General features: G+C 36.4%; 14 protein-coding genes and 2 tRNA genes. 6 read left to right on the forward strand and 10 right to left on the reverse strand.

Annotated features, from left to right (window positions below; genetic code table 11):
• The 3 genes from dnaA to AC3QLY_RS00015 all read left to right on the forward strand — a co-directional run bounded on the left by dnaA (nucleotide 1) and on the right by AC3QLY_RS00015 (nucleotide 1,747).
• Nucleotides 1-1,428: a chromosomal replication initiator protein DnaA gene (gene dnaA, locus AC3QLY_RS00005; RefSeq protein WP_074419135.1), complete on the forward strand. Its 1,428-nt coding sequence runs from the start codon at nucleotides 1-3 to the stop codon at nucleotides 1,426-1,428.
• Nucleotides 1,429-1,539: 111 nt separating this feature from the next.
• Nucleotides 1,540-1,628 (forward strand) — tRNA-Ser (locus tag AC3QLY_RS00010).
• A 45-nt stretch (nucleotides 1,629-1,673) separates the two neighbouring features.
• Nucleotides 1,674-1,747 (forward strand) — tRNA-Pro (locus AC3QLY_RS00015).
• 338 nt (nucleotides 1,748-2,085) lie between these two features.
• Here the strand turns inward: AC3QLY_RS00015 and AC3QLY_RS00020 are convergent.
• Together AC3QLY_RS00020 and AC3QLY_RS00025 are read right to left on the reverse strand one after the other, a co-directional pair.
• The gene (locus tag AC3QLY_RS00020; RefSeq protein WP_074419134.1) at nucleotides 2,086-3,309 is read right to left on the reverse strand and encodes a sialidase family protein; all 1,224 of its coding nucleotides are present in this window, start codon (nucleotides 3,307-3,309) and stop codon (nucleotides 2,086-2,088) included.
• A gap of 78 nt (nucleotides 3,310-3,387) precedes the next feature.
• A complete protein-coding gene (locus tag AC3QLY_RS00025; protein ID WP_074419845.1) occupies nucleotides 3,388-5,670 on the reverse strand; it encodes a TonB-dependent receptor in 2,283 nt (760 codons plus the stop codon).
• A 1,052-nt stretch (nucleotides 5,671-6,722) separates the two neighbouring features.
• On the opposite strand from AC3QLY_RS00025, the gene AC3QLY_RS00030 reads away from it, so the two are divergent.
• Both AC3QLY_RS00030 and AC3QLY_RS00035 read left to right on the forward strand, forming a co-directional pair.
• Nucleotides 6,723-7,754 carry a sensor histidine kinase gene (locus AC3QLY_RS00030; protein ID WP_074419843.1) on the forward strand — a complete coding sequence of 344 codons (1,032 nt, stop codon included), beginning with the start codon at nucleotides 6,723-6,725 and terminating at the stop codon, nucleotides 7,752-7,754.
• Nucleotides 7,754-8,461: a LytR/AlgR family response regulator transcription factor gene (locus AC3QLY_RS00035; protein ID WP_074419494.1), complete on the forward strand. Its 708-nt coding sequence runs from the start codon at nucleotides 7,754-7,756 to the stop codon at nucleotides 8,459-8,461. The genes AC3QLY_RS00030 and AC3QLY_RS00035 overlap by 1 nt, the downstream gene beginning before the upstream one ends.
• Nucleotides 8,462-8,609: 148 nt before the next feature.
• Here the strand turns inward: AC3QLY_RS00035 and AC3QLY_RS00040 are convergent, their stop codons facing one another.
• Nucleotides 8,610-11,222 carry a TonB-dependent receptor gene (locus tag AC3QLY_RS00040; protein WP_074419495.1) on the reverse strand — a complete coding sequence of 871 codons (2,613 nt, stop codon included), beginning with the start codon at nucleotides 11,220-11,222 and terminating at the stop codon, nucleotides 8,610-8,612.
• A gap of 310 nt (nucleotides 11,223-11,532) precedes the next feature.
• Between AC3QLY_RS00040 and AC3QLY_RS00045 the strand changes: the two genes are divergently transcribed.
• Nucleotides 11,533-12,081, forward strand: a complete 549-nt coding sequence (locus AC3QLY_RS00045; RefSeq protein WP_143439148.1) for a hypothetical protein — start codon at nucleotides 11,533-11,535, stop codon at nucleotides 12,079-12,081.
• A gap of 458 nt (nucleotides 12,082-12,539) precedes the next feature.
• Here AC3QLY_RS00045 and AC3QLY_RS00050 read toward each other — a convergent pair whose 3' ends face one another.
• The 7 genes from AC3QLY_RS00050 to AC3QLY_RS00080 form a co-directional block, all read right to left on the reverse strand.
• Nucleotides 12,540-12,689 (reverse strand): hypothetical protein, encoded by a 150-nt coding sequence (locus tag AC3QLY_RS00050; RefSeq protein WP_179852348.1) that lies wholly within the window; start codon nucleotides 12,687-12,689, stop codon nucleotides 12,540-12,542.
• A gap of 221 nt (nucleotides 12,690-12,910) precedes the next feature.
• Nucleotides 12,911-14,146: a serine hydrolase domain-containing protein gene (locus tag AC3QLY_RS00055; RefSeq protein WP_492990154.1), complete on the reverse strand. Its 1,236-nt coding sequence runs from the start codon at nucleotides 14,144-14,146 to the stop codon at nucleotides 12,911-12,913.
• A gap of 51 nt (nucleotides 14,147-14,197) precedes the next feature.
• Nucleotides 14,198-17,350, reverse strand: a complete 3,153-nt coding sequence (locus AC3QLY_RS00060) for a DUF5107 domain-containing protein (RefSeq protein WP_492990156.1) — start codon at nucleotides 17,348-17,350, stop codon at nucleotides 14,198-14,200.
• A gap of 32 nt (nucleotides 17,351-17,382) precedes the next feature.
• Nucleotides 17,383-19,245: a hypothetical protein gene (locus tag AC3QLY_RS00065; protein WP_492990158.1), complete on the reverse strand. Its 1,863-nt coding sequence runs from the start codon at nucleotides 19,243-19,245 to the stop codon at nucleotides 17,383-17,385.
• 6 nt (nucleotides 19,246-19,251) lie between these two features.
• The gene (locus tag AC3QLY_RS00070; protein WP_492990160.1) at nucleotides 19,252-20,361 is read right to left on the reverse strand and encodes an acyltransferase family protein; all 1,110 of its coding nucleotides are present in this window, start codon (nucleotides 20,359-20,361) and stop codon (nucleotides 19,252-19,254) included.
• Nucleotide 20,362: 1 nt separating this feature from the next.
• Complete coding sequence (locus AC3QLY_RS00075) at nucleotides 20,363-23,671, reverse strand: VCBS repeat-containing protein (protein WP_492990162.1); 3,309 nt, start codon at nucleotides 23,669-23,671, stop codon at nucleotides 20,363-20,365.
• Nucleotides 23,672-23,761: 90 nt separating this feature from the next.
• Nucleotides 23,762-25,396, reverse strand: coding sequence for a SusD/RagB family nutrient-binding outer membrane lipoprotein (locus tag AC3QLY_RS00080; protein ID WP_492990164.1), 1,635 nt, complete (start codon nucleotides 25,394-25,396; stop codon nucleotides 23,762-23,764).
• Nucleotides 25,397-25,409: the final 13 nt, after the last annotated feature.

Genomic DNA, 25,409 nt, shown 5'->3' on the forward strand with positions numbered 1-25,409 from the left:
ATGGTAAAAACTGCTGAATCAATCTGGGACAATTGCCTTAAAATTATTAAAGACATTGTAGAATGGCAACATTACAAAACCTGGTTTGAACCCATCAAACCTATTGAGCTTAAAAATAATGTGTTACTGATTCAGGTACCCAGCCAATTTTTCTATGAATATTTAGAAGAACACTACGTTAATTTATTAGCAAAAACGCTAAAGCGTGAATTAGGAAAAGATGCCCGTTTAGAATACCGTATTATGGTAGACAGTGGCAATGGTCGCAATGGCAGTATGGACTTACCCGCCAGCGGCATGAAAATTTATGCCAACAATGAAATGAGTTTTCCGCTGGTAATAGATAATCCTGTAAAAAATCCTTTCATTATTCCCGGGTTAAAGAAAATGCAAATAGACCCTCAGTTGAATGCATCTTATATTTTCGATTCATTTATTGAAGGCGATTGTAATCGTGTTGCCCGCAGGGCCGGAAAAACCGTAGCTGAAAAACCAGGCGCCAATTCATTCAATCCATTGGTAATTTATGGTGGCGTGGGTTTGGGTAAAACACATTTGGCACAGGCTATTGGAAATGAAGTGAAACGATTGCATCCCGGTAAAGTAGTGTTATATGTAAGTAGTGAAAAATTTATTAATCAGTTTCAGGACCACAGCCGTAATAATGCCATCAACGATTTCATTCATTTTTACCAGTTAATAGATGTATTGATTATTGATGATGTGCAATTTTTTAATCGTGCTGAAAAATCGCAGGATGCCTTCTTTGCCATTTTTAACCATTTACACCAAAGTGGCAAACAATTGGTACTTACTTCCGATAAATCGCCGAAAGATTTAGACGGCATGCAGGAACGCCTGTTAAGCCGTTTCCGCTGGGGCTTAAGCACCGATTTGCAATTACCCGATTATGATACCCGTATTGAAATTTTAGAACATAAAATGAAGAACGACGGGTTGGACATGAGTAAAGAGGTAGTAAAATATGTGGCCTACAATATTAATACCAATGTGAGAGAATTAGAAGGAGCCTTAATATCGTTATTGGCACAATCGTCTTTAAACAAGAAAGAGATTGATTTAGAGTTGGCTAAAAAGGTACTACGCAATTTTGTAAAAACCAGCAGTAAAGAAATTACCATAGAAGCCATTCAGAAAATGGTATGCGAATATTTTGATGTACCTTATGAACGTTTATTACATAAAACCAGAAAGCGTGAAATAGTACAGGCCCGGCAAATTACCATGTACTTAGCCAAAGCTTTTACCAAAAACTCATTAAAAACCATTGGAGAACATTTTGGCGGAAGAGATCATACAACCGTTATTCACTCCTGCCAAACGGTAAAAGATTTAATGGATACCGATACCATATTCAGAGAAAATGTAATGGAATTAACGCAAAAAGTGCAGTTAGCTGCTATGTAATGGGTCAAAAAAAATAAAGGCCAAAAAATATTTTAAGAATTAGCAAAGCTGATTTTAGGATTTTACAACTGGTGTTCCTATTTTTGCAACCCCAAACGAAAGAATGGGAATGGTGAGGTGGGTGAGTGGCTCAAACCAGTAGTTTGCTAAACTGCCGTACGGGTTAAACTGTACCGAGGGTTCGAATCCCTCCCTCACCGCAAAATATACGCACAAACAAAGTGCGTTTTTTTATCCATAGGGCTCGGGAGGTAGTTCAGCCCGGTAGAATACCTGGTTTGGGACCAGGGGGTCGCAGGTTCGAATCCTGTCCTCCCGACAGAAGCTTCAAAAAGGCAATCCATTAACAAGGATTGCTTTTTTTATTTTGTGCTGTAATGCAGTGGTGATGGGCATCGCATCATCATTTGTTTGTGCAAAAACAAGATTATCCTGGCGTATGTCTGTGTCTACTGTTGTCCTGTAAAATCAAACTGCCATATAAAACATCTGTTTTAGTATAGTAAATAAGGCAGCATTAATACTTTTGCTTTTCTTAATTCTTTTACCGGACAACAGTAGTTGAAAACATACACCGAGTGTTTGTTTAGATAAGAATAAACTATGCTGAAGAGAGATTCTATTAAATTTAAGTGGTTACTTAAATTTACCTTACAGCTACTTAATATGTATCAATTTATATTTTACGAAATCTTTATTGCCGATGCTTTTAGTATAAGCAATTAAGACTGTGGTTTCATCTATTGTTTTAATAACCGGAAAGGTGGCCAGGCCGATATCATCCGTTATAAATTGTTTTTCAGGATTAGTTCCCTGAGGATTTCTTATCTCCAGACCAATTCGTGTGGCAACATTTTGTCCTTTGATTATATTTTCATTCCAAACCATTATAACACGATTGCCAATAGAAGTCATTTGAGGATGTCGGCCCGAAGGCCCGCTGACTAATGCTCGCTGAGAAAAGTTTTTTCCATCCATATCTGCGTGGCAATAATATATACCCGCCTGTCCCCCGGCGGTAAACCAGGAAAATTGCAATCCATTGTTATTTTCCGTCATGGCCGGCCCGCTATGCGGACAGCCGTTGATCACCCAGTTATCATTACTAATTCTGTGTGGTGGTGAAAAAGTTTTACCCATATCTGTAGAAAAAATATGTACCATATCGCGAATGCTGTCATTTAAGATAGCCCTGTATATGATATGAATATTATGGTTATGATCCATAAAAATACCCGTTCTGCAACAGGGGCAGCAGGGCCCTTCAATTCTTTTCTCATTTTCAAATCCTGAAGTACCATGAGAACTTGCAAAGAAAAGAGAAGATCCATCTCCTGTGCCCTTTTTTCTATTGTCTAACCACGTAATGGCTGCCGATCCATCCGGTAACAGTGCTACATCAAAATAACGTTGATCAATACCCGAAGAATCCTTAACCAGTTTTACTGCTCCATTCCATGTTTTGCCTCCATCGAACGATTGGGAATAATAAACGATGCCTGCATAAGAATTTATAGGATTGGGATTAGCAGCTCCCCAAACTGCAATAACCTCCCCTGCGGGCATAAAAATTATTTTAGGCATATTTTCTCCATGTGGAAAAACATTTGCACTTTGTGGAATGATGGTTTCTTTACCAAACGTTTTTCCATGGTCACTTGAAATGGCATAGCACACTACCCGGGTGGAATCACTCGTTTTTTTTATCCAACTCATCACCAGGTTTCCATTGATATCTTTTGTAAGGTATGGGCAGGAGCCTTCAGTAGTATCTGTATTCATTTCGTTTGAAACAACAAGGTTGGAAGCATGGTTTGTTTGATTACAGGAAAGGATAATCCCGGACAAACTGTAATATATAATATATATAATTTTTTTCATTTTTTAATTTTTTGGTTGAAGTAACAATGCTGTTATTTATCTGCCTGTATAAATCATTGTTTAGAAATATTCTTAAGGTTAATTTTTGTTTTTATCAAAATGGTAAGCAACCCCTACCTGCAGGGTTCTCAATTGCCCTGATCTGTACGAAGTACCATAGGCGCTTTTCTCCACCGTTACAGCATAATTTCCATTCGCAACATTCAGGCAATTCATCCATGTTTCATAGTTTTTTAAGCGGTATCCCATCCTGATGTTGAAAGCTGTAAACCCATTATATTTCGAAGTGTTTTGCGGGTCTGTAAAATAGGAACCAAGACTCTGGCATTCTGCAGCAATCCTGAAACCTCTTACAAATAATGGCTTGTAGGTTATTTCGCCATTTATAATATAAGCAGGTGCCTGGGGCATATCGTTCCCGGAAAAATCTTTTCCCTGCTGCAGGTAATTGATGTATTTGTGTTTGGCAACGGTACCACCTATGCGAAACATCAACTCCTGCGTGGGTGCATATTTTATATTCAATTCTATTCCTTTGTGACTGGTTATACCTGTATTTTGTTTTTGGTAACTTCCATCCTGAAGGCGTACACTTACAATTTCGTTCTTTCCATTCAATTTGTATAGAGATGCTTCAACAGATCCTTTTGAACCGGCAAATCCAAGCCATCCGCCTATTTCATAATTATTGTAAGAGGAAGGTTGTAAAGTGGGTATCAGTACTCCACTGTATAAATCGGTTATATTAGGTGGCGCAAAACCTACACTATAATTTAAATAAATTCCTTTTTGGTTCCCAAAATTGTAAGTGAGGCCCAGCTTCGGAGAGAAATGATCGAAGTGGTTAACAGCATCCGGCGCTCCTGAATATGCCCCTGGAGGTAAATGATTGTCAAAATTGTAATCAAGCCTGTCATATCGTGCAGCGGCTACAAGACGCAGCGTATGTACAGGCTGGTATTCTATCTGTGTGTAAAGAGCTGTATTGAATAACCCGATCTTATAATCAGTTAGCACACTGTCGCTCAAATGATATTGATAAAATACGCCGTTAGCATCTTTGTCTATATTTATGTATTTAGCAAGATAGATAGCAGGGCTGTAATCTGCGCCAATACCGGAAATCCATTTAATTTGCACTGATGGTATTTGGGTAGTATGCTGCACCAGGGTTCCAAAACTTTGAAAGGCATCGACATTAATTTGTCCATTTGCTTTTAAGGAATTTCCGGTCACATTTTTAATAGCATAAAATGGATTTTGCCCTATAGAGGAATTACGATAAAAGATGGTGAAGCTGGTTTGGTTGTTGTCATTCCATTCCTGATTTAAGGTGCTCCGAAACCTTAATGCATCTACTTTGCGATAGGTAAACCTATAAAAACTGGAATAATCTTTCCGGTAAAAATGCTGACTGTCCAGACCTCCTTTTTGATCGGTTTTGTAATGAATCAGATCCAAAACGTTGATTAATTTTGATTTTTTATTAAAAGTATAATCACCCCTTACAGTAAAGGCTGCTTTGTAAAAGTCATTATGTTCATTTACACTTTGATTCTGGTTGGCATAATAACCTGCAGCATAAATGCTTATTTTTTTATATGTATTGCTAACCGCAACATCTGTGCGTTTGTAACCTAAGCTTCCTATTTCAGCCTGAATTTTACCTGTAAGGTATGGCGATGGCGATTGCGTGATAAAATTCAGGGCGCCACCTACCGCATCGCTTCCGTATAAGGACGATGCCGGTCCTTTTATCACCTCAATACGTTGCAGCGAAGCCTGATTAATTTCAATTAATGCATTGTGGTTAAAATCTCCAACCGTCCTTATTGGAATACCGTCTTCCAGATACAGGAAGATATTACTGGTGCCTATAGGCTGCCGCACCGCCATGCTGTGCTGTTCGTTGCCAAGATCTACCATAAACACTCCGGGTACTTTATTGATAAGCATATCCAGACGTGTAGCCTTGGTGTCGTTAATTTGTGTTTTTGAAATTACATTTATAGCTACCGGCACTTCCGTACGCTTTTGTGTTTCCCTGCTTCCGGAAATGATTATTTCATTGAGGTTGCTGAACGAGGGTGTTAATAAAATTCTACCTTGATTGGTTGTTTTTATTTTTTTGGGGTAATAACCAATGCAGGTTACAGATATACTATCTGTTTTTGTCGGTATTGAAAAATTGCCATTGGCATCTGTCAGGTATATGTGATGATTTGCAAAGTCAGTAATGGTTGCGCCTTGTAATGCCTGTTTGGTTACTGCATCCAAAACAGTACCAGACATGGTTGATTGCGTATATCCTGCACTGCCTGACATGCATAGCAATGCAATTAAGCATAGATGCTTTTTCATTCATTAATAAATTAAAATTGAAAAATAGATTACCCTGTTTGAGTAATTCAAATGCTGATCAATAGAATAGTAGTTATTATCAGACTGTAGGTGGATGGAAGAATGTCCGGGAAATACAAAATATCCTGGTGTCGTTTTTAAGAAAGAAATGATTTTTAAGAGGGATTATCAGGTCGGGTACAGTAAATATTGTTGCAACAAAACAGGGTGAAAGCTCAACAAGCTCATTTTTAGTTTCAGGTGCCTGAGTATCCTGTTTTTCTTGCTCATTTATTTTTTTGTTGAGATAACATTTACCATTGCAGTGCATCAAAGGCTTATCCCGGTTCTCACATAAATTTTTGACAATATAGGCTCTGTACCAGTAAAAATCAGCTTTAATGAAATAAGTGCTAAATGTTTGTACGAACACAATAACAATTAAGAATATAGATACAGTAACCTTCAATTCAAAATATTTTGATGCAAAAGTGAACGTCTTATTTCAATATGAATATGATTTTGCTCATATGAGGGGATGTTTTTAATTATTTTGTTTCAATAGTTTGAAATAGTTCAGTAAAGTAACTTCTAAATGATAGCGCCTATAAAGCAATTTGTATTTCTCTGCATCCTTTAGAAGTGTTGCTGTTACTTCCGCATAATATACATGGTTTACATTTGGAAAAGTAGGGTCAGCAACAGGGTAGTTGAAACAGCCCAACTAATCGTAGTTTACTCCAATAAAACGAAATTTTACCAGACTTATCGCTGTGCCTACGCCATTTTTCTTAGTAGCAAATGCTACATTAAATAATGATGATATAAGATTTACAAAATTTGTACATTCGTTTTATGCGAGTTGAATGTGTGCAAAGTAGCCAATGCTATAAAAAAGTACGGCGTAGTTGAAAACATAAGGTGAGAGTATGGTTATAAAAGAACAAACTACTGAGATGGGGGCAATCTTGCAAAAGGTTGCCTTTTTCTATCATTTGGCATTTGGTCGCTAAAAAACAAGTTTTTGTCGCACCTACATCAACATTCTATCATAACTACATTATTTTAGTACCATGAAACAACAGTGGTATGCAAAAAAATGGGTAGTCATTGCGATGCATATTGCTGCATGGACCCTCCTATTCTCTTTGCCATTTTTACTTCGTCCTTCCTACGAAAATGCCCATAACCATAACGATTCCTTTTCCCTTATTAAATATATTATCACCGGTGCACTTTGGGCAGGTTTCTTTTATTTGAATGCTTACTTCTTAATGCCCAAATTTATCTACAAAAAAAAGTATTGGGAATTTGCACTTTTACAACTCATCATTTTTATTATACAAATTATTTTCGACTGGATTTTATTTGAAACCTTTCTAACAGAAAGAACATATGAATTAAAACCGGCCATCCTCTTCGTATTCTTTCCCTATATTTTTATTTTGGCTACCAGTACCGCATATAGAATGATTAGCGATAAAATAAAATACGACCATATATTCCAACAAAAAGAAAAAGAAAATTTAACTACAGAGCTTTCCTTTTTAAGATCGCAGGTTAGCCCTCATTTTATGTTTAATGTACTGAACAACATGGTAGCCCTGGCAAGAAAAAAGTCTGACCTGCTGGAGCCATCACTCATTAAATTATCCTCTTTAATGCGTTATATGTTATACGAAGCCGATGAAGAAAAAGTACCACTTGAAAAAGAAACAGAGTACCTTCAAAGCTATATTGATTTGCAGCAACAGCGCTTTGGAAATAATGTGGCCGTTAATTTTTATACGGAAGTGCCTGATAAAAGTTATACTATAGAACCAATGCTTTTAATTCCATTTGTTGAAAATGCTTTTAAACATGGCACAGGCATTGTTGATAACGCTACGATAAATATTGAACTAAAAGCAAAAAACAATTTGCTTCATTTTATGGTAAGCAACAAATTCAATCCTGTTTCAAATGAAATAAAAGATAAAACCTCCGGTATTGGATTAACGAATGTTGAAAGAAGATTGAACTTGTTATATGGTGGAAGTCATTCACTTTTGATTAAAAAAAATGACGATTGGTTTATGGTGTCATTACAATTAAACTTTCATTGATGATACACTGTATTGCTGTTGATGATGAACCCTTAGCACTTGAGCTTTTGGCAGATAATATTAGCCAATTGCCCTATTTACAATTAGAAGCTTCCTGCAATAATGCCATGGAAGCCATGAAAGTATTACAAGAGAAGCCTATTGACCTTATTTTTTTAGATATACAAATGCCGGGACTTACCGGCCTTCAATTTATTCAAAGCCTACCCAAAAAACCAATGATTATATTGGTAACTGCTTATGAAAAATTTGCACTGGAAGGTTTTAATCTGGATGTGGTAGATTATCTCGTAAAGCCGGTATCGTTAGAAAGATTTGTGAAAGCTTGTAACAAAGCATGGGAGTTATACCAACTCAAAAATACGCCTACACCTGCAGCCAATACGCCTAACTATTTTTTTGTAAATGTTGATTATACACTTCTGAAAATTACATTTACCGACATTATTTGGATAGAAGGGTTAAAAGATTACATTAAAATACACCTGCATAGCTCATCAAAACCGGTTATTACCAGAATGAGCATGAAAACAATGGAAGAGCAATTGCCTGCTTCACTATTCATCAGAATTCATAAATCTTACTTTGTATCTATTGAACATATTACTGCCATCAAAAAAAGTAGTGTATTTATTGGCAGCATTGAACTTCCAGTTGGTGATAATTACAAAGAAGCTGTTACGGCTTTAACCGGCAAAACATCCTAACTTTTTTCTTCATTCAACAAACTATCATTTAGCAAGTACGCTTACAAATGCCTGCTTTGTTATTTTATTGAAAAAAATATACATCAAACTAACAACAAACCGCCTCCAAAAATGGAAAGGCGGTTTTTGCTTGAAACAATCCTCCAGATTATTGAACTCCCTGTAAAGCATCCATACCCGAGGTATTAGTATTTTTTCTTTTAAATAAGGATACATCCATTTTACCAAACCGATAAGTAAAGTTTAAACGCAACATTTGCGGGTTACGCAGCCTATTATAATCCTGTACAAAAAAGTTACTTACAGAATATTGATCAGAATATCTTGTATGGAAAATATCACTCATACTCAAGCTAATTGTAGCCGCATCGTTCTTTAAAAAACTACGGCTAATAGCAGCATCTACACTATAAAAAGAACGGATATACCCTTGTGAAGCACTCTGAGATTGCATCATAGGTGGCCCCATTTGCTGACCGCCATTGTTATTTACCGGTAAATTTGTTTTTGATTGATACAATCCGGTTAATTGCAATTTGAATTTTCCGGGTAATTTAAAATTATTATTCATCTTACCAAACCAACTCCATAATGCAGCTTGCGAATTACCAATAATGTTATTGGTATTGATTTGAGAGTTGTAAATGTTTACATTCATCGTCATATCCCACCACTTGGTTAACTTGGTTACACCTGTTAATTCAGCACCTATTGTATAACTTGAATTGGCATTTACATAGGTGTTAATAATATCCTGCTTACCGGTTAAATAGTTTTGTGCAGTATCCAGGTATCTTGTTATCAAGCCCTCGGTATGTTTATAATATAAAGAAGCCAGGAAAGTATTATTATGAGGTAATGTTTTTAAATAGGATAGTTCAAATGAGCTGGTAAACTCAGGCACCAGGTTAGGATTACCTCTGGTAATGTTTAAGCTGTCTGAATAGTCGGTATACGGAATAAGCTGAAAAAAGTTGGGCCTGTTAATACGGCGTGTATAGCTGAATTGCACTTCATTATTATCTTTAAACTTCTGACTTAAAAAAACAGAAGGAAATAAACTAATGGGATAGCTATTACTAAAATGCTGCTGTGTGTTCAATAAATCGCCCGAATAATCTGAACGTTCAGCACGCAACCCTAACTGGTAACCAAAATTTTTAATGGCACTGGTAACCGATGCATAAGCCGCATATACATTATTGGTGTTTTTATAATTAATAGAGGCTGCATTAGATAATATAAAATTTTTACTTGTATTATCCATATAATAATTATCAGTTCCGTTGGTCAACTTTTGCTGTTGAAAACGCAAACCGGTTTCTATTTTCGATTTTTTACCAAATGGTTTTACATAATCGGTTTGTGCAGTAAGAAACTGATTGTAGCCCGTACCAATGGTTTGTTGTTGTGAGTTATTATTGATTGCACTTCCTGCTCCATTTAAATAATAATTGGTGTTGTACAATACGTTATTAGAATTATTACCCGAGAAATAATTCATATCGGCAGTTAGGGTTTCACCTTCTTTTTTAAATAACTGCTTAAACCCAAACTGCGCACCGGTTCCATTAAAAATTCGTTTGGTATTAGCATATCGTTCGCTATATTGTGTAGTAGTACCTGTATTGAGTAAACTATCAATGTTTGTAGTTAAGAACTGATAAGGGCTCATATCTGCATGCACCCGAACCATGCCGGCCGAAAAAGATGTTCGGTTGGTCATAAAATAATCCAAGCCTACTCTTCCAAATATAAAGCCCCCATTGTCTTTATCAGTTGATATTTGATGCACGGCAGTACTTGTATCGCCAAAGTTGTTACGGTAAGTTGTTCCAAAAGTTTTACCCTTGTTTTGGTTTACAAATGCCGAGGCATTAAAATTGAATTTTCCCTGACGAATATTAAAATCGGCACCTCCATTGATAGCACCATAACTATCAACACCGACACGCAGATTGCCATTATAGCCGGTTTTTCTATTCTTTTTTAAAATAATATTCAGAATGCCTGCACCGCCACCCGATGCATCGTATTTAGCAGAAGGATTAGTAATCACTTCCACACTTTCAATAGCATCGGCCGGTATTTGATCAAGGGTTAAAGTAGTAGGCCTTCCTTCAATATATATTTGCGGTGTGGCATTACGCAGTGTTACATTCCCATCAATATCAACATTTACAGAAGGCACATTCTTCATTACATCTAAAGCAGTACCACCTGCATTTACAATATCTTTCTCTACATTGTACACTTTTTTGTCAATATCCATTTTCAAAGTAGGCTTTGTGATGGCGGTTACCACTACACCCTGCAACTGATTCACATCTTCAGCCAATTTAATATTACCCAAATCTTTATCAAAAGCATTCAATGCCTGGCTCATATCGCCCATTGCAGGTTGCGTTGCCGGTTTGGGCATACTAAAACTTACATTTTGTTCTATTGATTTAAAGCCTGTTGCTGAAATCTTTAATTTCAAAGTGCCTATTATGGGCAGCTCTTCAAAACTAAAGTCGCCATTGGCTTTTGTAGTAATACCCTTAAACAACACTTCTTTCATTTTTTTGGTGGCAGCATCCATTCGGGTATGTAATAACAAAACGGTAGCATCATGAATAGTTTTTCCGGCACTATCTAACACCCGGCCATAAATATGCCCAATGTTTGCAGCAGCTTGCGCTTTACCCATACCCGGCATTTGGCTAAAACCGGAAAAACTGAGTGTAACAGCGATAATAAAAATTAAAAGTTGTTTCATAATCTTTTGATATAATACACAAAACTATTCACCCACTCAACCAATAAAATTGAATTGCGACCATATTAGAAAATGTTGCGACGAAACAGATGTATTGGAGCATTTTAGTCATGAATGGGCCAACGCTTCATGAACCCCATAGAAATGTACCTTATTAAATAAAAAATATTATTCATAAAAAAAATAGCTAAAAGGTTTGTATTATTCAATTATTTAGCTATCTTAACCAACGAACAGCGCATCTCATATCCCACGAAGCCTTTCGCCATTTTTATTCTTATTTTTTTTAACCTTTAATACAACAACAACCATGAAAACAATGCTTACATTGGCCATTTTGGCCTTTTTAATTTCCTGCAATCCAAAAGATGCCTCAAAAGAGGTTACCACCACATTGGCAAAAGATTCTACGGGACTGGTCATTCAATCACCCTATCCCATTCTTTATTCGTCTAATTTCACCATGGGCAATCCCAAAAACGCTGAAAACTTATTGATACTTTGGAAAGACTGGGATGATGGTAATTTAGCAGCGCATAAACACTTTTTCGCTGATTCAGTAACCATGGTATTTGCAGATGGGAATACTATCCATACTAGTAATGATAGTGCTTTGGCACATGCCCAGCGCGAAAGAAACAATCTGGCATCTTCAGTTAGTTCTATTAATGCCATTATGCCCGTAAAAAGCGTTGATAAAAATGAAAACTGGGCTTTGATATGGGGCAAGGAAGTAGATACAGATAAAAAAGGAAAAAAAGACTCTGCCTATATTCAGGAAACCTGGCGATTTAATAAAGACGGAAAAGTTGATTTATTCTATCAGTTTAAAGCTGCAGGAGCGCCTCCCAAAAAATAGTAATGATTAGAAAGCCTCATTTTTGTTTTTTTTCATGCCGGCATTTCCTGTCATGGCATGAATTGCATCAACCCCACTATGGTAAGCATTTTCTACACAGATGGACTAATCAACCAATAGCCATTCATGCAATAACACATGGAATGGATGCATTCCTAAATGCGTAATGGTATACTGTAAAAGTTGGCAAAAGCAACAGGATGTATGCGTTGTTGCATCTTCCCAACAGCATCGTCCGGAAAAAGCAGTTGTTTGCTATACATGCATTATTGTACACTTTCATCAGCCTTCGGCTTTAAGTATATAGCAATCAAATTTTCGGTTGCGGCTAGTTCACTCCATCCTTGTTTTAACCAACGCATAACCATGCCCGTCATTTTTTGTTGTAAACCCTTTTGCCTGGGTAATTGCCGGTAATTTTTACTGGTAATGGGAGATGCTATTTTTAGCCATTCGCTTTATTGGCGCTGTGCAACAAATGCAGGATCCTGCTGAAAACGTTTTTTATTGATGGAAGTTTTACTACGCACCAACTGGCGGCCTTTTACCGTATAAAAAGTAAGTCCGCCGTAAGTTCCACTAATATAAAACGAAGAAACAGTTGCCATGGCATATTGATTTTTTGTGTTTTCAATATACAACTTTCAATAGGGGGTTTCCAAATTCTTTTTAGCGAAAAATGCACAATTTTAGCAGTAATTAATTACCATACGGCACCTACCCTTCTACCTATTTACAGCGTTGCGCAACGCTGTTGAGTCGAATTTGTATCGAAGCGGGATGAGTTCGGATTACTATGTTAAACAAACATATTATTACCCCCACATCACTATCTACAAAAATTCAGTACGGCTTCAAATATTTGTTGGCGAATGGGCGTAACATCATAATATTTTCCATTGGGTAAAAAGCCCATGTGCTGGCGGTTAATGAGCAATATAATAGAAGTATGGTATTGTGGAACCACTACAATACTGGTTCCCGTAAAGCCGGTATGTCCAAAGCTACCTTCGGGTGCATGTTTCATAAATGAATCGTTGGTATCCATCATCCAACCCAATCCATTTTGAAAAGCATCTTTCGTAAAGAATGTTTTTAAGGTATTGGCACTAATAAAATCCTTTCCATTTACTTTGCCATCATTCATGAGTATATCTATCAGTTTTTGCACGTCATCGGCTGTTGAAAATATACCGGCTGCGCCTGATACCCCACCATTGGCATACCATGCATTCCCATCATTCACTTCACCATTTAAAACATAATGGCGCCAGCCATTCCACGATTGCGGATTAATTTCTTTGTACGTAAAACCAAGCGTATTATCGTACACCATTCTTTTTTCATAAGGATTACCAAAAGAAGTGGCAGCAAAGTTTTTGAACTTGCCGGTTTTTAGAGGATTATAAGTAGTATGATACATGTTAAGGGGATGAAATATTTTTTCTTGTTCAAACTGCTCAAAGGGCATACCGGAAACCACCTGAATAATTTCGCCAAGAATGGTAAAGCCCAAATCGCTGTATTTTCTTTGTGCACCAATTGGGTACCGTAAGGGTAATTGAGCAATGAGCGAAAATACCTGTTGGCGGTTATGGGCACGATAAAATAAGGGGTACCATTCATCAATGCCCGAGGTATGGGTAAGCAGGTTACGGATGGTAATATTTTTTTTGTCGGGAGTATTAAAATCAGCAACGTATTTTGAAACCGGGTCATTTACCGATAATAAATGCCGATCAGCCAGGTACATAATGGCCGTAGTAGTGCCAATAACTTTGGTAAGTGAGGCCAGATCGAACATTGTATTCAACTGCATTTTTTCAGGTTTTGCCAATAGTTGATGGTCATTACTGTACATCCTTGCATAACCATATGCCTGTTGGTACACTACTTTACCATCTTTCTTAATCAACACCACTGCACCCGGTATGAATTGCTGTTTTACTTGTGATTGAAGGATGCTATCGATGGTATGAATAAGGGTGGATTTTTTTGAATCCGGTTTAGCCGAGGCATACAACACAATAAACAGCAAAATGCATGAAAAAAGAAACTTGTTCATATCGTATGAATAATAAATTACATATAAAACTCAATTCGCATCGCCCATCCCCTAATGCAAAGCCATCTGTTGCCAGGCTTGCCAGATTTCTGCATTTGCATCATTTTTAAATAGGGAAGATACATTATTCTTTCTTTCAGCTAAAGCAGCATCTATTAAATCATAGGCTGTTTTATTAACCGAAAATATTTGCCGACACTGTTGCGTAAAATGCGTGGCACCTGCCGTATCTTTTAATTGATGAAAAGCCAACAAAGTAATACAATAACGGGAAGGCGAAATATATCCCTCTGCTATTTCCAATTGTTGTTGAGAATACTTTACCAATTGCTGCAAAGTGGCATTTGCAGCAGATTCATTGTGTAAAGCAAGATAATTCTGGTAAGTGAGCCAATCTTCTAACGATTCATCCAACATATTGGCATAAGGTTTACCTGCCCCTAAGTTTACCGGCCATAATTTTGACTGCTGAATGTATTGCAGTGCAAGCTGATATTTTTGTTGCGCCATCTCCTGAACAGCGAGCATCAGTAATGCTTTTCTGTACAAATTTCTACCAACGGTTGAACCTTCGTAAGGTAGTATTTCAATAGATTGCAATACCCGTAATACTTTTTTATATTGCGCATTCAGCATTAATGTATTGGCATAAGCTATACCCATTAAATAATTAGTAGTATCTTTTTCAAATGCCCCGGTGGCTAAAGCAAGTGCTTCTGTTAACTGATGATGACCAATATAATATTGTATCAATGCTTGGGCATAACGCCATTGAGAGGGGTCTGATTGATAAGCATGTTGCAGGTCGTGCAATATTTGTAAGGAATCCTTTTCCTGATACAGTGAAGCACGTACTGCATAAAAAGGTACATAGTTTGGCGTATTCCCACAATCGAGCAGCAAATTTAAAGCAAGACGTGGATGGTTATTATTTCGCTCAATTAAAGCGCTGTAATAATGAAGTAGCCAATGTTTGCGCTGTCGCATGAGTTGTTTTATAATATGGTTCGTTTCATTTCTGAAAGGGAAAATCAAATCGGGTTGTACTTTTTCGGGCAATGGTTGCCGGGTAAGATAAGCCCGCCATATTTGTACTTCCGGATTTTGAGGAGCCATTTGCAATAGTTGAAGTGCTTCATTATTTCGGCCAATATTCCAATACCAAATAGCCATTTCTAAAAAAGTTTCTACAGGAAACTCATTGGTAATGGTACTTAAAAATTGTTCTTTGTTTTGTGCATTAGGATTTGCCAGATAATTTTCGAATGCAGCTATATGATTGAGCGGATTATAGGAGTGCAATTTTTGCAATGAAGATTGTTGTAATGCTTTATTTTTTTCTATTCTACCTATTATTACCAATAGTTGGTCAGCATCTACATTATAATAATTGGTATAAAGCGATTGTTGTGCATAATACCTGGCTTTTTCCCATTGCTGTTGTTTGAAATAAATTTTTGCCAATGCGGTATAGGCAGCAGTTCTTAAACCCGCATCTAAAGCGGCTATCTCAAATCCATCTATTGCATCGGCTAACATACCCAATTGTTGGTTGGCCAACCCATAATAATAATTGGCAGTAGGATGATAGGTATTCAATGATAAAGCCCGGCGTGCAAAAAATAATGCAGAATCATAGTTGGCATTTCTGTAATGCACCATTGCCGCATCTACCAAAGCAGGTAAATAATTAGAATCTTTTTGAATGGCCTGATGAAAGTATTGTATAGCTACTGAATAGTTTCTTTCTACCAGATTTTCATGCCCTAAAGTGTACAAGCCATCTGTGCTTGTCCAGTCATAGCTTTTGGGTGTTTCTAAGGGGCGGTGTAACGCCAATTGCTTTGAATCGGAATGATAAATGATTAATCCATTACCTAAAGTGACTGTAAAATCAGAAACTGTATCACTAACGGGAATGGTTTGATGTACAAGTTGCAATACAGACAGTTTTAAATTTTGCTGATACAAAATGGCATTACCCGATATTACCTTTAAAGTGTCATTGATTGGCTGAAGGGGTGAAAAATACAGTTCTATTGCTTTGGCTTGTTGAATTACATTCAGCACACCTACCTGATTAGCTAAAACCATCCCCTTTGTTTTAACCGCGGGGAACCAGTACTCCATCCAAACATCTGTTGTATGTGGAGCAAATCCTTTATGCTTAAAAGGCGTGAAGCTACTTTTTTCTTCTGCCTGATTGAAAAGACGGCCACTTTGTACTTCTGCATATTGGCCTCCTGAATCAGTTAATAACTTTTCCCAAATCATTCCTTGTTGAGAAAGGCCCCATATCCATAATTTTTTTCCCGGTTTATCATTTCTTGTACTATACCGGCCCATGCCTATTCCATCGTTGTGCCAGTAAGCCCCAAAAAAGTTGGATAAGGTGCCAAAAACATGGTACGACTTATAACTTCCAAAGTTATTTTCTTTATACCAATCAATATGCTTCCCATTTTGAGTGTTAATGGGCCAGCTGTGGTGCTGCCCTTCGTGTCCTAAATAGGTATTTCCCGGGAAAATAAACTGCAGATCATTTTTGGCTTTGATGGCTGCATTCATCCAGGTATAATAAGGTTGTTCCTCATCACCGGCATTGTACCAAAAAGAAGAGGTAGTAAAATACGCTTTATCTTTTGGCAAGTTAATTTCAATTTGCCAGGAAGTTCTGGTAAGTAAATCTAATACCCCAATGTAACAACTCACACTTCCATCGGGTTTATGTTGTATGGTATAATCTACAGGTGTAGCACAATTTGGTGTATGCCCAATAATGCCATAGTTGGCTTCAATACCACCGCTTGTCCATGGTCCACGCATGGCTACATCGCGGAATTTTACCACATCATTATCATAGATGAATGGTTTACCGGTTGATTTTTCGATGGCTGTCCAGATTTTTCCGCCTATTTCCGGCAGAATCAAAACTTTAATATAATCATTCTCCAATTCTACTACCTTCCAGGATTTTTTGATGGGATGGTTGGTAAATAAATCATATCTAAAATAAGGATAAATTAAATCGTTTTTAGGAATAGGATTTGGGTCGCGGTAGGGATAAGTGATAAATACTTTATTGTATTCCCGAACGGTGGTGTTTGTTTGTGCATATGAGACTGATGTTATAAACAACAGGCCGAAAATGAATAAGCAGTAAAGTACTTTCTTATTTTTTAGCATAGCAGTATTATACAACATAACTAATTATTTATCATTTATAATGAAGACATTTATTTCAGGTAATTTAATAGTAGCAATCGAATCCGATCATAGTCATCACCGGAAAGAGACCAGGGTGTTGTTGCATCCATTGCTACTTCACTAAAGGCAGCAGGTATCACTTTATTTACAAACGATAGCACTTTTTCCCGGCCAATTTTCTTTTCAGCCAGCAGTAAAATAGCAGCATCTTGTTGACCGCGGCGCATATTTTGTAAGCGGATAGAAGGGAAAAGTTGATTGACCCCAAAATTTTCATCAGGATAAAAAGGGTTATTTCCGGGATAGAACAGAACTCCATCACCGTTACCCCATTCCATACGATTATTGATATAGGTTAATGGATTTGAAAATACTTTTTGATGAAGGTCTCTTTTAGGTCCGCTATGATTATGTTGCCATTGCGTTCCATTCCATACAAACCAAACATTTACGCCATATTTATACATCATCCAACTATTTACTCTACAATCAACAGCAGAGGCTTCTAAAATAATAGAACCGTAACGTGGCCTGTTACCATTATAAAACCAATGGTCACCACCCGATTGTTGAATAGCAGGTAATAACTGCAGATTAACGCCATCATAACCGGCCCAATATTGTATGGCATTTTTCAACAGATGTGTATAAGCAGTCGTTGTAAACAAGGGCATATTTCTTCCTACACCTGTATCATTTATAATCCATTGTGCACGCTTCTTAATCCATTGATATTGATCAGGCTGCGGTTCATCAGTAACATACCAAAAATATTTTACAGAGGGTGCATAATGCTGAAACCAATTCACCCACAAATTTGCCTGTTGCTGCACTGTTATTGAATCATTTCCCATTACAGGATCATCGCCATACATACCAATAGGAAATATTTTTTCTCCTACCCCTATACCCGGCCCCTGATAGTCATTTTTAGGGGTAAATGCCGTTCCATTCAAAAAAGGTAAGTATGCCAGCATATTTGAAGCATTAAATGGGGTTTTATTAACTGTAAACCCACCCATCACATCTATTCTATGCTTATGTCCTTCAAACTTTACCATTTTATCAATTTGTTCATGGGTAAGTGAGGGGAAATAACGATAAACATTTTCAGTATACAACCAAATGGTATGTGCATTGGTGTCGGGTAAATAAACAGGTAAAAGTTCTAAATTAACGGGAATAGTTTTTACCTGTATACCATTTTCCCGAATAACAACTTCACTGTTATAATAACCAGAAGGAATTGTATGCATATTCCTGGGCAAATAAACATCTACCCAAAATGTTTGAGTGGGCTTAGCATCTAAAAACCGATGGTGTGGATCTATTTCTTGTAGCGACGGAATATTGATTGGATATTTTTGTGCATTTTTTAAAGCAGTCATCGGAACCAAAGCATCAGGAATCCAACCGGTCATTTTTTGTGGCATTGCTTTAGGAGAGCCATAGTACCAGTTGGGATGTGTTGAATCAGTAACCAATAAATATTGCTCCGCAAAAAGCTCAACGCTGCCATCTTCACTATACGCAGAATTACCTCCACCAAAGGCCTGATGACCATTTTGCTGCACAAAAGGGCGCATCTCTATGGTTACTTGTTTAGCTCCTATTGTGTCTACTTCCAACACTACCTGAAAAGATACTACTTCATTGTACAATCCTTTTAACTGAATGGTTTTACCGTTCCAAACAGCATTTAATTTTTTTTGTGAAGCATCCAAACCTGTTCTAAATATTTTTTCACCATCACCAACTACCCATATGTGTTGAATTTGTGCTTGTAAACAAGCGGTGCAAAACAGAAAAACAATAAGGAGTATTTTGTACAAACCCTTTACAGCAAGTTTGACCATTTGATTTACTAAACCTGTTAATTGTTCTTGTAACATAGTTGATTATAATTTGATGAAAATCTTTTTTGTATACAGCCAATAACACAAATACCAATATATAAACCATACCACTACTGCATTGATAAAATAACTAACAGGCAGGCTAATATGCATTAGCTGTGAGAAACCACCAATAAAAATATAACTGGCTGGCCGTAACCATTGGTAACCTACTGTTTCAAAAAACAGGTAAATAAAAATTGCATTCATACCAACAGCGGTAATAATCCTGGTATTTTTTTTGTGGTTACGCATATCAATCCACCAATACAGCAAAGCCATTAATAGTAACACCCATCCAAATGAAACTAATACAAAAGCGCCTGTTGCAATGCGTTTGATGATGAGCGAAATTTCCATATAATTGAGAAGGTATCCGCCAGCCAATGCAATAAGCCCAAAAACAAACAGGTTGATTAATTTACGATGATTACTTTTTTTCTCCATTAACCATTTGCCAATGGTTACACCCCATACCGTATGTGCAGCCGTAGATATACAATTGATAGCCACCCACCCGTCTGCATTGATTTTACCCATTAACAACAAATCAACATAACTACCTAAGTTTTTACCTTCTATAAAAGGAAAATTAAAGGAAGGAATTTGAATGAAATGATAGGCCAAATCATTAGCAGCAATGCACAAAATACCTACCATAATCTGAACAAAATAGGAAGAGCGAATGAATAGGTATGCAATTAAAGTAGTAACCGCCAACTGTGTTAATACATTCCATAGCTCAAATACCAGCTTACTGGCATATACACAATGCAAACCGGTACCAAGTATAAACAACTTGAAGCTACGTATAATAATGTGTTTAAAATTATGTTGCCAGGAAATGCCCTGCTTTAATTTCTGTGTATACGAAATATACATGGCTGTTCCGGCCATGGTCATAAAAGCAGGTTGTACTAAATCCCAAAAATGTAAGCCATGCCAGGGATTATGAAAAAATTGTAAATTAAGGTTATGCAACCAAGAAGGGATGGACAAATCATTGATCGAAGCATATAGGGTAGCACTCTCACCGGCTAATAAAATCATAATTAATCCACGCATTACATCAAGTGAAACTAATCTTTCAGACTTTTTCATTAATGATGGCATATTAATGATTTAGTTTTAAATCAATTACAGTTGTATCATTTGAACCTATTAATAAATGTTGTTGTTTACCGATTTGGATTAATGCACTTGCCCGAACATTTTTTCTAATATTTAATCCTGAAAAAAATTGTGGAACATAAGTAAAACTACCTTTACCATTGTTTAACAATAAAACTCCATGATTGGCATCATAACGTCCAAACTTGATACGTGTATAAGTATTATTGCCAGTTAACAATATATCATTATTTCCATCGGCATTTACATCTAACACTGAAATGCCAAATACGGGTGCATACTGCGCCTCAATTGGAAGTGTATGCCATTCAAAACCGGCATTACCTTTATTTTTTAAATATCCGGTAGTTAAATTATTACAAACTAATTTACCCGCATCATTTAATTGTGTATTTGTAAATAAATCGTTAATGGTTGCATTAGCGTATTCATGGTATTGTAAAAATTTATTTTTTAGTGATGGAATTTGTTCAGTAATGTCATCTTTAGAAAAAGCAGGATAAGAAACTCCATTTATGTAATAACACAAAATAGGATCAATAGAACCATTTCCGTCAAAATCTTTATAATACAGCTCCATAGGTTCTTTTGCATTTGCTTTAAATTGCGTATTCAGTCCATAATTTCCTAAAACAATATCCATATCGCCATCGTTATCTAAATCGGCAACGGTTATTCTATTCCACCATCCATTGTTAGGAAAGTGTAAATAATGATTGGACGCATCGGTAAATGAACCTTTTTGATTGATAAAAATTTTAACAGGCATAAACTCTCCAACAACAATTAAATCGGGTAATTTATCTCCATTTACATCTAACCATGCTGCATCTGTAACCATTCCTATGTTTTTAAGAATAGGTGGTGTTGCATCGGAAAAATGTCCCTTTCCATCATTTAATAAAATACAACTTTGCGGTGATAACGGATATTTTCTAGGCACAACCCTTCCGCCAATAAATACATCCAAATCACCATCTCCGTCTATATCGGCCACTTTTACAACACCTACACTAATTCTGTTAGCAGGTAGTCCACTTCTGCTTCGTTTAAAACCCATCCCTCTTTCATTTATATACAATCTACTTTCAAGCAATGAGTCTTTCTCATTTAAATTATATCCACTACTTGCTACCAATAAATCCAACCATCCATCTCCATTTGCATCAAAAAAAACAGCAGACGCATCTTCATAATTCAAATCTTTTAGAAAATCGGGAACTATTACTGGTTGAAAAGTGCCATTACTTTTTTGAAGAAATAATTGTCCTGACTGTAGTTTAGATCCACCCAAATAAACATCAACCAAACCATCTTTATTAACATCTGCAGTAGCAATACAGGGTCCTTGATGTGATAAAAAATTGGGCAAAAGTGTTTGAATGTTAAAATCATTTACATCCTCATCACGATACTGCATTTGAGGCAATGCTTTTTGTATAATTAAAGGGGTGTAATTTGAACCGACTTTTTTATAGTGTTTTACTGCATGTGCTTGACTTAGTTGAAAAGTAATAGTTTGATTAAATTTTACTTTTTGAACAGTTTGCATTGCATCATTAGGCCATATAACCAAAATTGAATCAATCAGTTCGTGAGTTCCTATACCAAAATTTAGAACAGGATCACTTGACGATTGAAATCCTCTTACAGGAAAAGCTTCTTGATAATAAACATCATAACCACAATATACTTTTACTTTAGCACCAATACCATTTATATTTTTAGCATCACCAATAAATTTAATTTTTACAAAATGGTTACTTGAATTTTCATTTGCATTATTTCTATACACAGATGCAATATCATTGGTATTATTCATTACAATATCCATATCGCCGTCATTATCTAAATCGACATAAGCAGCGCCGGCAGAAACTATATTTTGAATGAGGCCCCATTGCATATTGCTTTTTATAAATGAATCTTTTCCTTCATTTTTAAATATATAGCTGTGCTGTTTATTTTCGGGCATTTTTTCAATAAATGTTTTTACAGCATCCTCCTTGTTCAAAATATTGGCTTTTGAAGCTTTATCGGCCGAGAACTGCAGGAAGTCCATATCGGTATAATCTTTTACATATCCGTTGGTAACCAGTAAATCTTTTTTTCCATCATTATCAAAATCAGTAAATAATGCCGACCAACTCCAATCGGTATTAGATACACCTGCCAATTGCCCTATTTCAGAGAAAGTGCCATCGCCATTGTTTTTTTGCAACATATTTCTACTGTATTGATAGTAGAACCCCCTATTAAATAGTAATTGAAACTTGTTATAATTTTCTGCACCACTATGCATTTTTTGGGTGTAGTTATCTTCCGGTAACATATCTAAAGTTAATAAGTCGATGAAACCATCATTATTATAATCGGCTGCATCAGAACCCATTGAATACAATGAAACATGATCCATACTTTGTTTTAACTGATCAGAAAAAGTTCCATTACCATTATTCATGAACAGATAATCAGGTTCATTAAAATCATTAGATATATAAACATCGGGCCATCCATCGTTATTCAGATCAGATATGGCTAATCCCAGACCAAATGTGTATACGTTAGAGGTAATACCTGCCTGGGCAGAAACATCGGTATATACCGGGTGTTTGAGTTGCTCATTCCAATCATTCCGATATAATTTACATTCAAACTCAGGAATAGATTTATTTCTTAACTGCGGATTTTCAATAGCACCCGTTGTGTATTCATGTAAAGAGTGATTAATGAGAAACATATCCAAATCGCCATCTTTATCATAATCAAAAAAAGCGGCTTGTGTAGAGTATCCCGTGTTATCCAAACCATACTCCTGCGCTTCTTCTGTGAAAGTTAAGTCGCCATTGTTGATAAAAAGTAAGTTTTTGCGCATTTTGGGGTTAATATCGGCAGACCGGCAGATGTAAATATCTAATTTACCGTCACCGTTAATATCTACCATGGTTGCGCCCGTACACCAACCCTGCATAGAGGCAATTCCGCTTTTATCGGTAATATCTTCAAATTTAAAATTACCCTTATTTAAATACAACCTGTTTTTTACCATATTACCAGTAAACAAGATATCGGATAACCCATCATTGTTAATATCGCCTATTGCAACACCACCACCATTATAAAAATAGATATAATTTAATATATTAAAGGATGATTCTGTGAATAATTGATTATTAAAGTGAATACCTGTTTCATCGGCATCTAATTTTGTGAGCAATGTATTTGAATGTTGTCCGCAACCAACCATCACTAACAGGATTAACAACAGAAATGAATATTTAAATGGAAACATAGTTTTGTTTTAAGAACTAAACTTACGCTTTATACTAAAAGATTCCATCTTTTATTTGATGGAATCTTTTAGCAAATGCTAGTTACATATCTAATTTTTATCCCACCAAAGTGGCGTAGTAACTTTATCAGGACCACCTAACAGGTTAACTGCTTTGGTTACTTCAGCACCATTGGTTTGGTATTCAGATAGCAGGAAAGGAATTCTTCTGATCCATTGAGTGGTTGTGTTGGTAATATCAGGATTATCTGAATTAACCACAGGATATAATTTTAATACGTGGCTTCTTCTATAATCTGCCCATGCCTCCTGCCCATCAGGATATAATGCCAACCATTTTTGTGTCATAATTTGCTCTAATTGAACGGCAGGATTCGATGTATTGAAGAGCACAGGAATGTTTGTCATGGGTGGTGAATTCAAATAATCGCCTGGCGCAATTGGCGTTGCTGTGCTGTTGATATAATTATTAATAACAGTGGCATCTGTAATTCCCCATTGATTGAATGAGGCAGTAATACCTTGATTGTATAAAGTTTGGGGAGTACCTCCCATATTCCAACCTAAAATAGCACCCTCAGCACGTAGGAAATATACCTCGGCAGTGCACATAATATTTTGTCGGGTAGACAAAGAGGTAGCAGAACCGGTAACATTACCATTAATATCAGTAACATTGGTTGAAGACCATCTTTTACCAACATGTGAATTGTTGTTGTAATTGTTGGCAGGTTGTGTTAATTGATTAACACTTAATCCATTTCTTAATCCATCATATTGATTGTTATTGACAGAGGGTAAGAAATAAACCTGCATCCTAGGATCATTATAGCCTTTTAACACAGATTCCATAGAAGCACTCATTCTAAATTCATTCCAATCTGACATGATTGACAAACCATTACCGTCATCTCCTTTTGTACTTCTATTCACAAGGGCATCATCGCCACCAGGATTAGCAGTAGGATCGGTAATAGGTGCACTCACGGTCATTACCCCACCTGTATATGCTGCTTCGCCTTCTGTTTTAGCCCTAGCAGGATCTACTTTTGAAATACGAATAGCCAATCTTAAACGAAGAGAATTGGCAAATTTAATCCAATGATTCACATCGCCACCATACACTAAATCATAGTTCCCAAAATGATTTTCACCTGTATGTTGATTTAATATCGCCACAGCGGCAGCTAAACGTTTAAAAAAATCATCATAAATTTTATCTTGCGGATCGTAAGGAACAGAAGAGGAAGATACCTTTCCAGCCTGGAAATAAGGAATTGGCCCCCAATAATCAGTTACTCTGTGAAAAGTATACACCCACCAAATACTTGCCATAGCATATTCTACAGAATTAGAATCAGTGTTGGCAAAAATAGTTTGCAACTGAGGCATTACATCAGTATACATTGGGTCGAAGGCTGCTCCTACCCAATCTTGCCTGATTACTAACCTATCAGATGGAAAGTAAGTAGCCTCACAAGCAAAATATTGTGCATATTGATCAGCAAATAAATTTTGGGCTACCTGATAGTTATACATATCATGCGGTGCAGCTGAAAGCGCTTTGGAAAACAAAAAAGGCAATTCAGTTGGTCCAATTGTGGCAATAGAATTCTTATCGATATTAATTGACTTAAAGTCTTTTGTACAAGCACTGATATTTATCATTAATGCGAAAAACAATAAGTATAAAAACGTATTGATTTTAATTTTTAACTTTTTCATATTATACTTATTT

Source organism: Hydrotalea sp. GW822-HT8A01, assembly GCF_058798575.1.

Coding starts and splice junctions, on each gene's coding strand:
- AC3QLY_RS00045 (WP_143439148.1), top strand. CDS start 11,533: ATGAAAACAATGCTTACATTGGCCATTTTGGCCTTTTTAATTTCCTGC.
- AC3QLY_RS00050 (WP_179852348.1), bottom strand. CDS start 12,689: ATGGCAACTGTTTCTTCGTTTTATATTAGTGGAACTTACGGCGGACTT.
- AC3QLY_RS00060 (WP_492990156.1), bottom strand. CDS start 17,350: ATGTTGTATAATACTGCTATGCTAAAAAATAAGAAAGTACTTTACTGC.
- AC3QLY_RS00040 (WP_074419495.1), bottom strand. CDS start 11,222: ATGAAACAACTTTTAATTTTTATTATCGCTGTTACACTCAGTTTTTCC.
- AC3QLY_RS00080 (WP_492990164.1), bottom strand. CDS start 25,396: ATGAAAAAGTTAAAAATTAAAATCAATACGTTTTTATACTTATTGTTT.
- AC3QLY_RS00075 (WP_492990162.1), bottom strand. CDS start 23,671: ATGTTTCCATTTAAATATTCATTTCTGTTGTTAATCCTGTTAGTGATG.
- AC3QLY_RS00020 (WP_074419134.1), bottom strand. CDS start 3,309: ATGAAAAAAATTATATATATTATATATTACAGTTTGTCCGGGATTATC.
- dnaA (WP_074419135.1), top strand. CDS start 1: ATGGTAAAAACTGCTGAATCAATCTGGGACAATTGCCTTAAAATTATT.
- AC3QLY_RS00030 (WP_074419843.1), top strand. CDS start 6,723: ATGAAACAACAGTGGTATGCAAAAAAATGGGTAGTCATTGCGATGCAT.
- AC3QLY_RS00065 (WP_492990158.1), bottom strand. CDS start 19,245: ATGTTACAAGAACAATTAACAGGTTTAGTAAATCAAATGGTCAAACTT.
- AC3QLY_RS00035 (WP_074419494.1), top strand. CDS start 7,754: ATGATACACTGTATTGCTGTTGATGATGAACCCTTAGCACTTGAGCTT.
- AC3QLY_RS00025 (WP_074419845.1), bottom strand. CDS start 5,670: ATGAAAAAGCATCTATGCTTAATTGCATTGCTATGCATGTCAGGCAGT.
- AC3QLY_RS00070 (WP_492990160.1), bottom strand. CDS start 20,361: ATGCCATCATTAATGAAAAAGTCTGAAAGATTAGTTTCACTTGATGTA.
- AC3QLY_RS00055 (WP_492990154.1), bottom strand. CDS start 14,146: ATGAACAAGTTTCTTTTTTCATGCATTTTGCTGTTTATTGTGTTGTAT.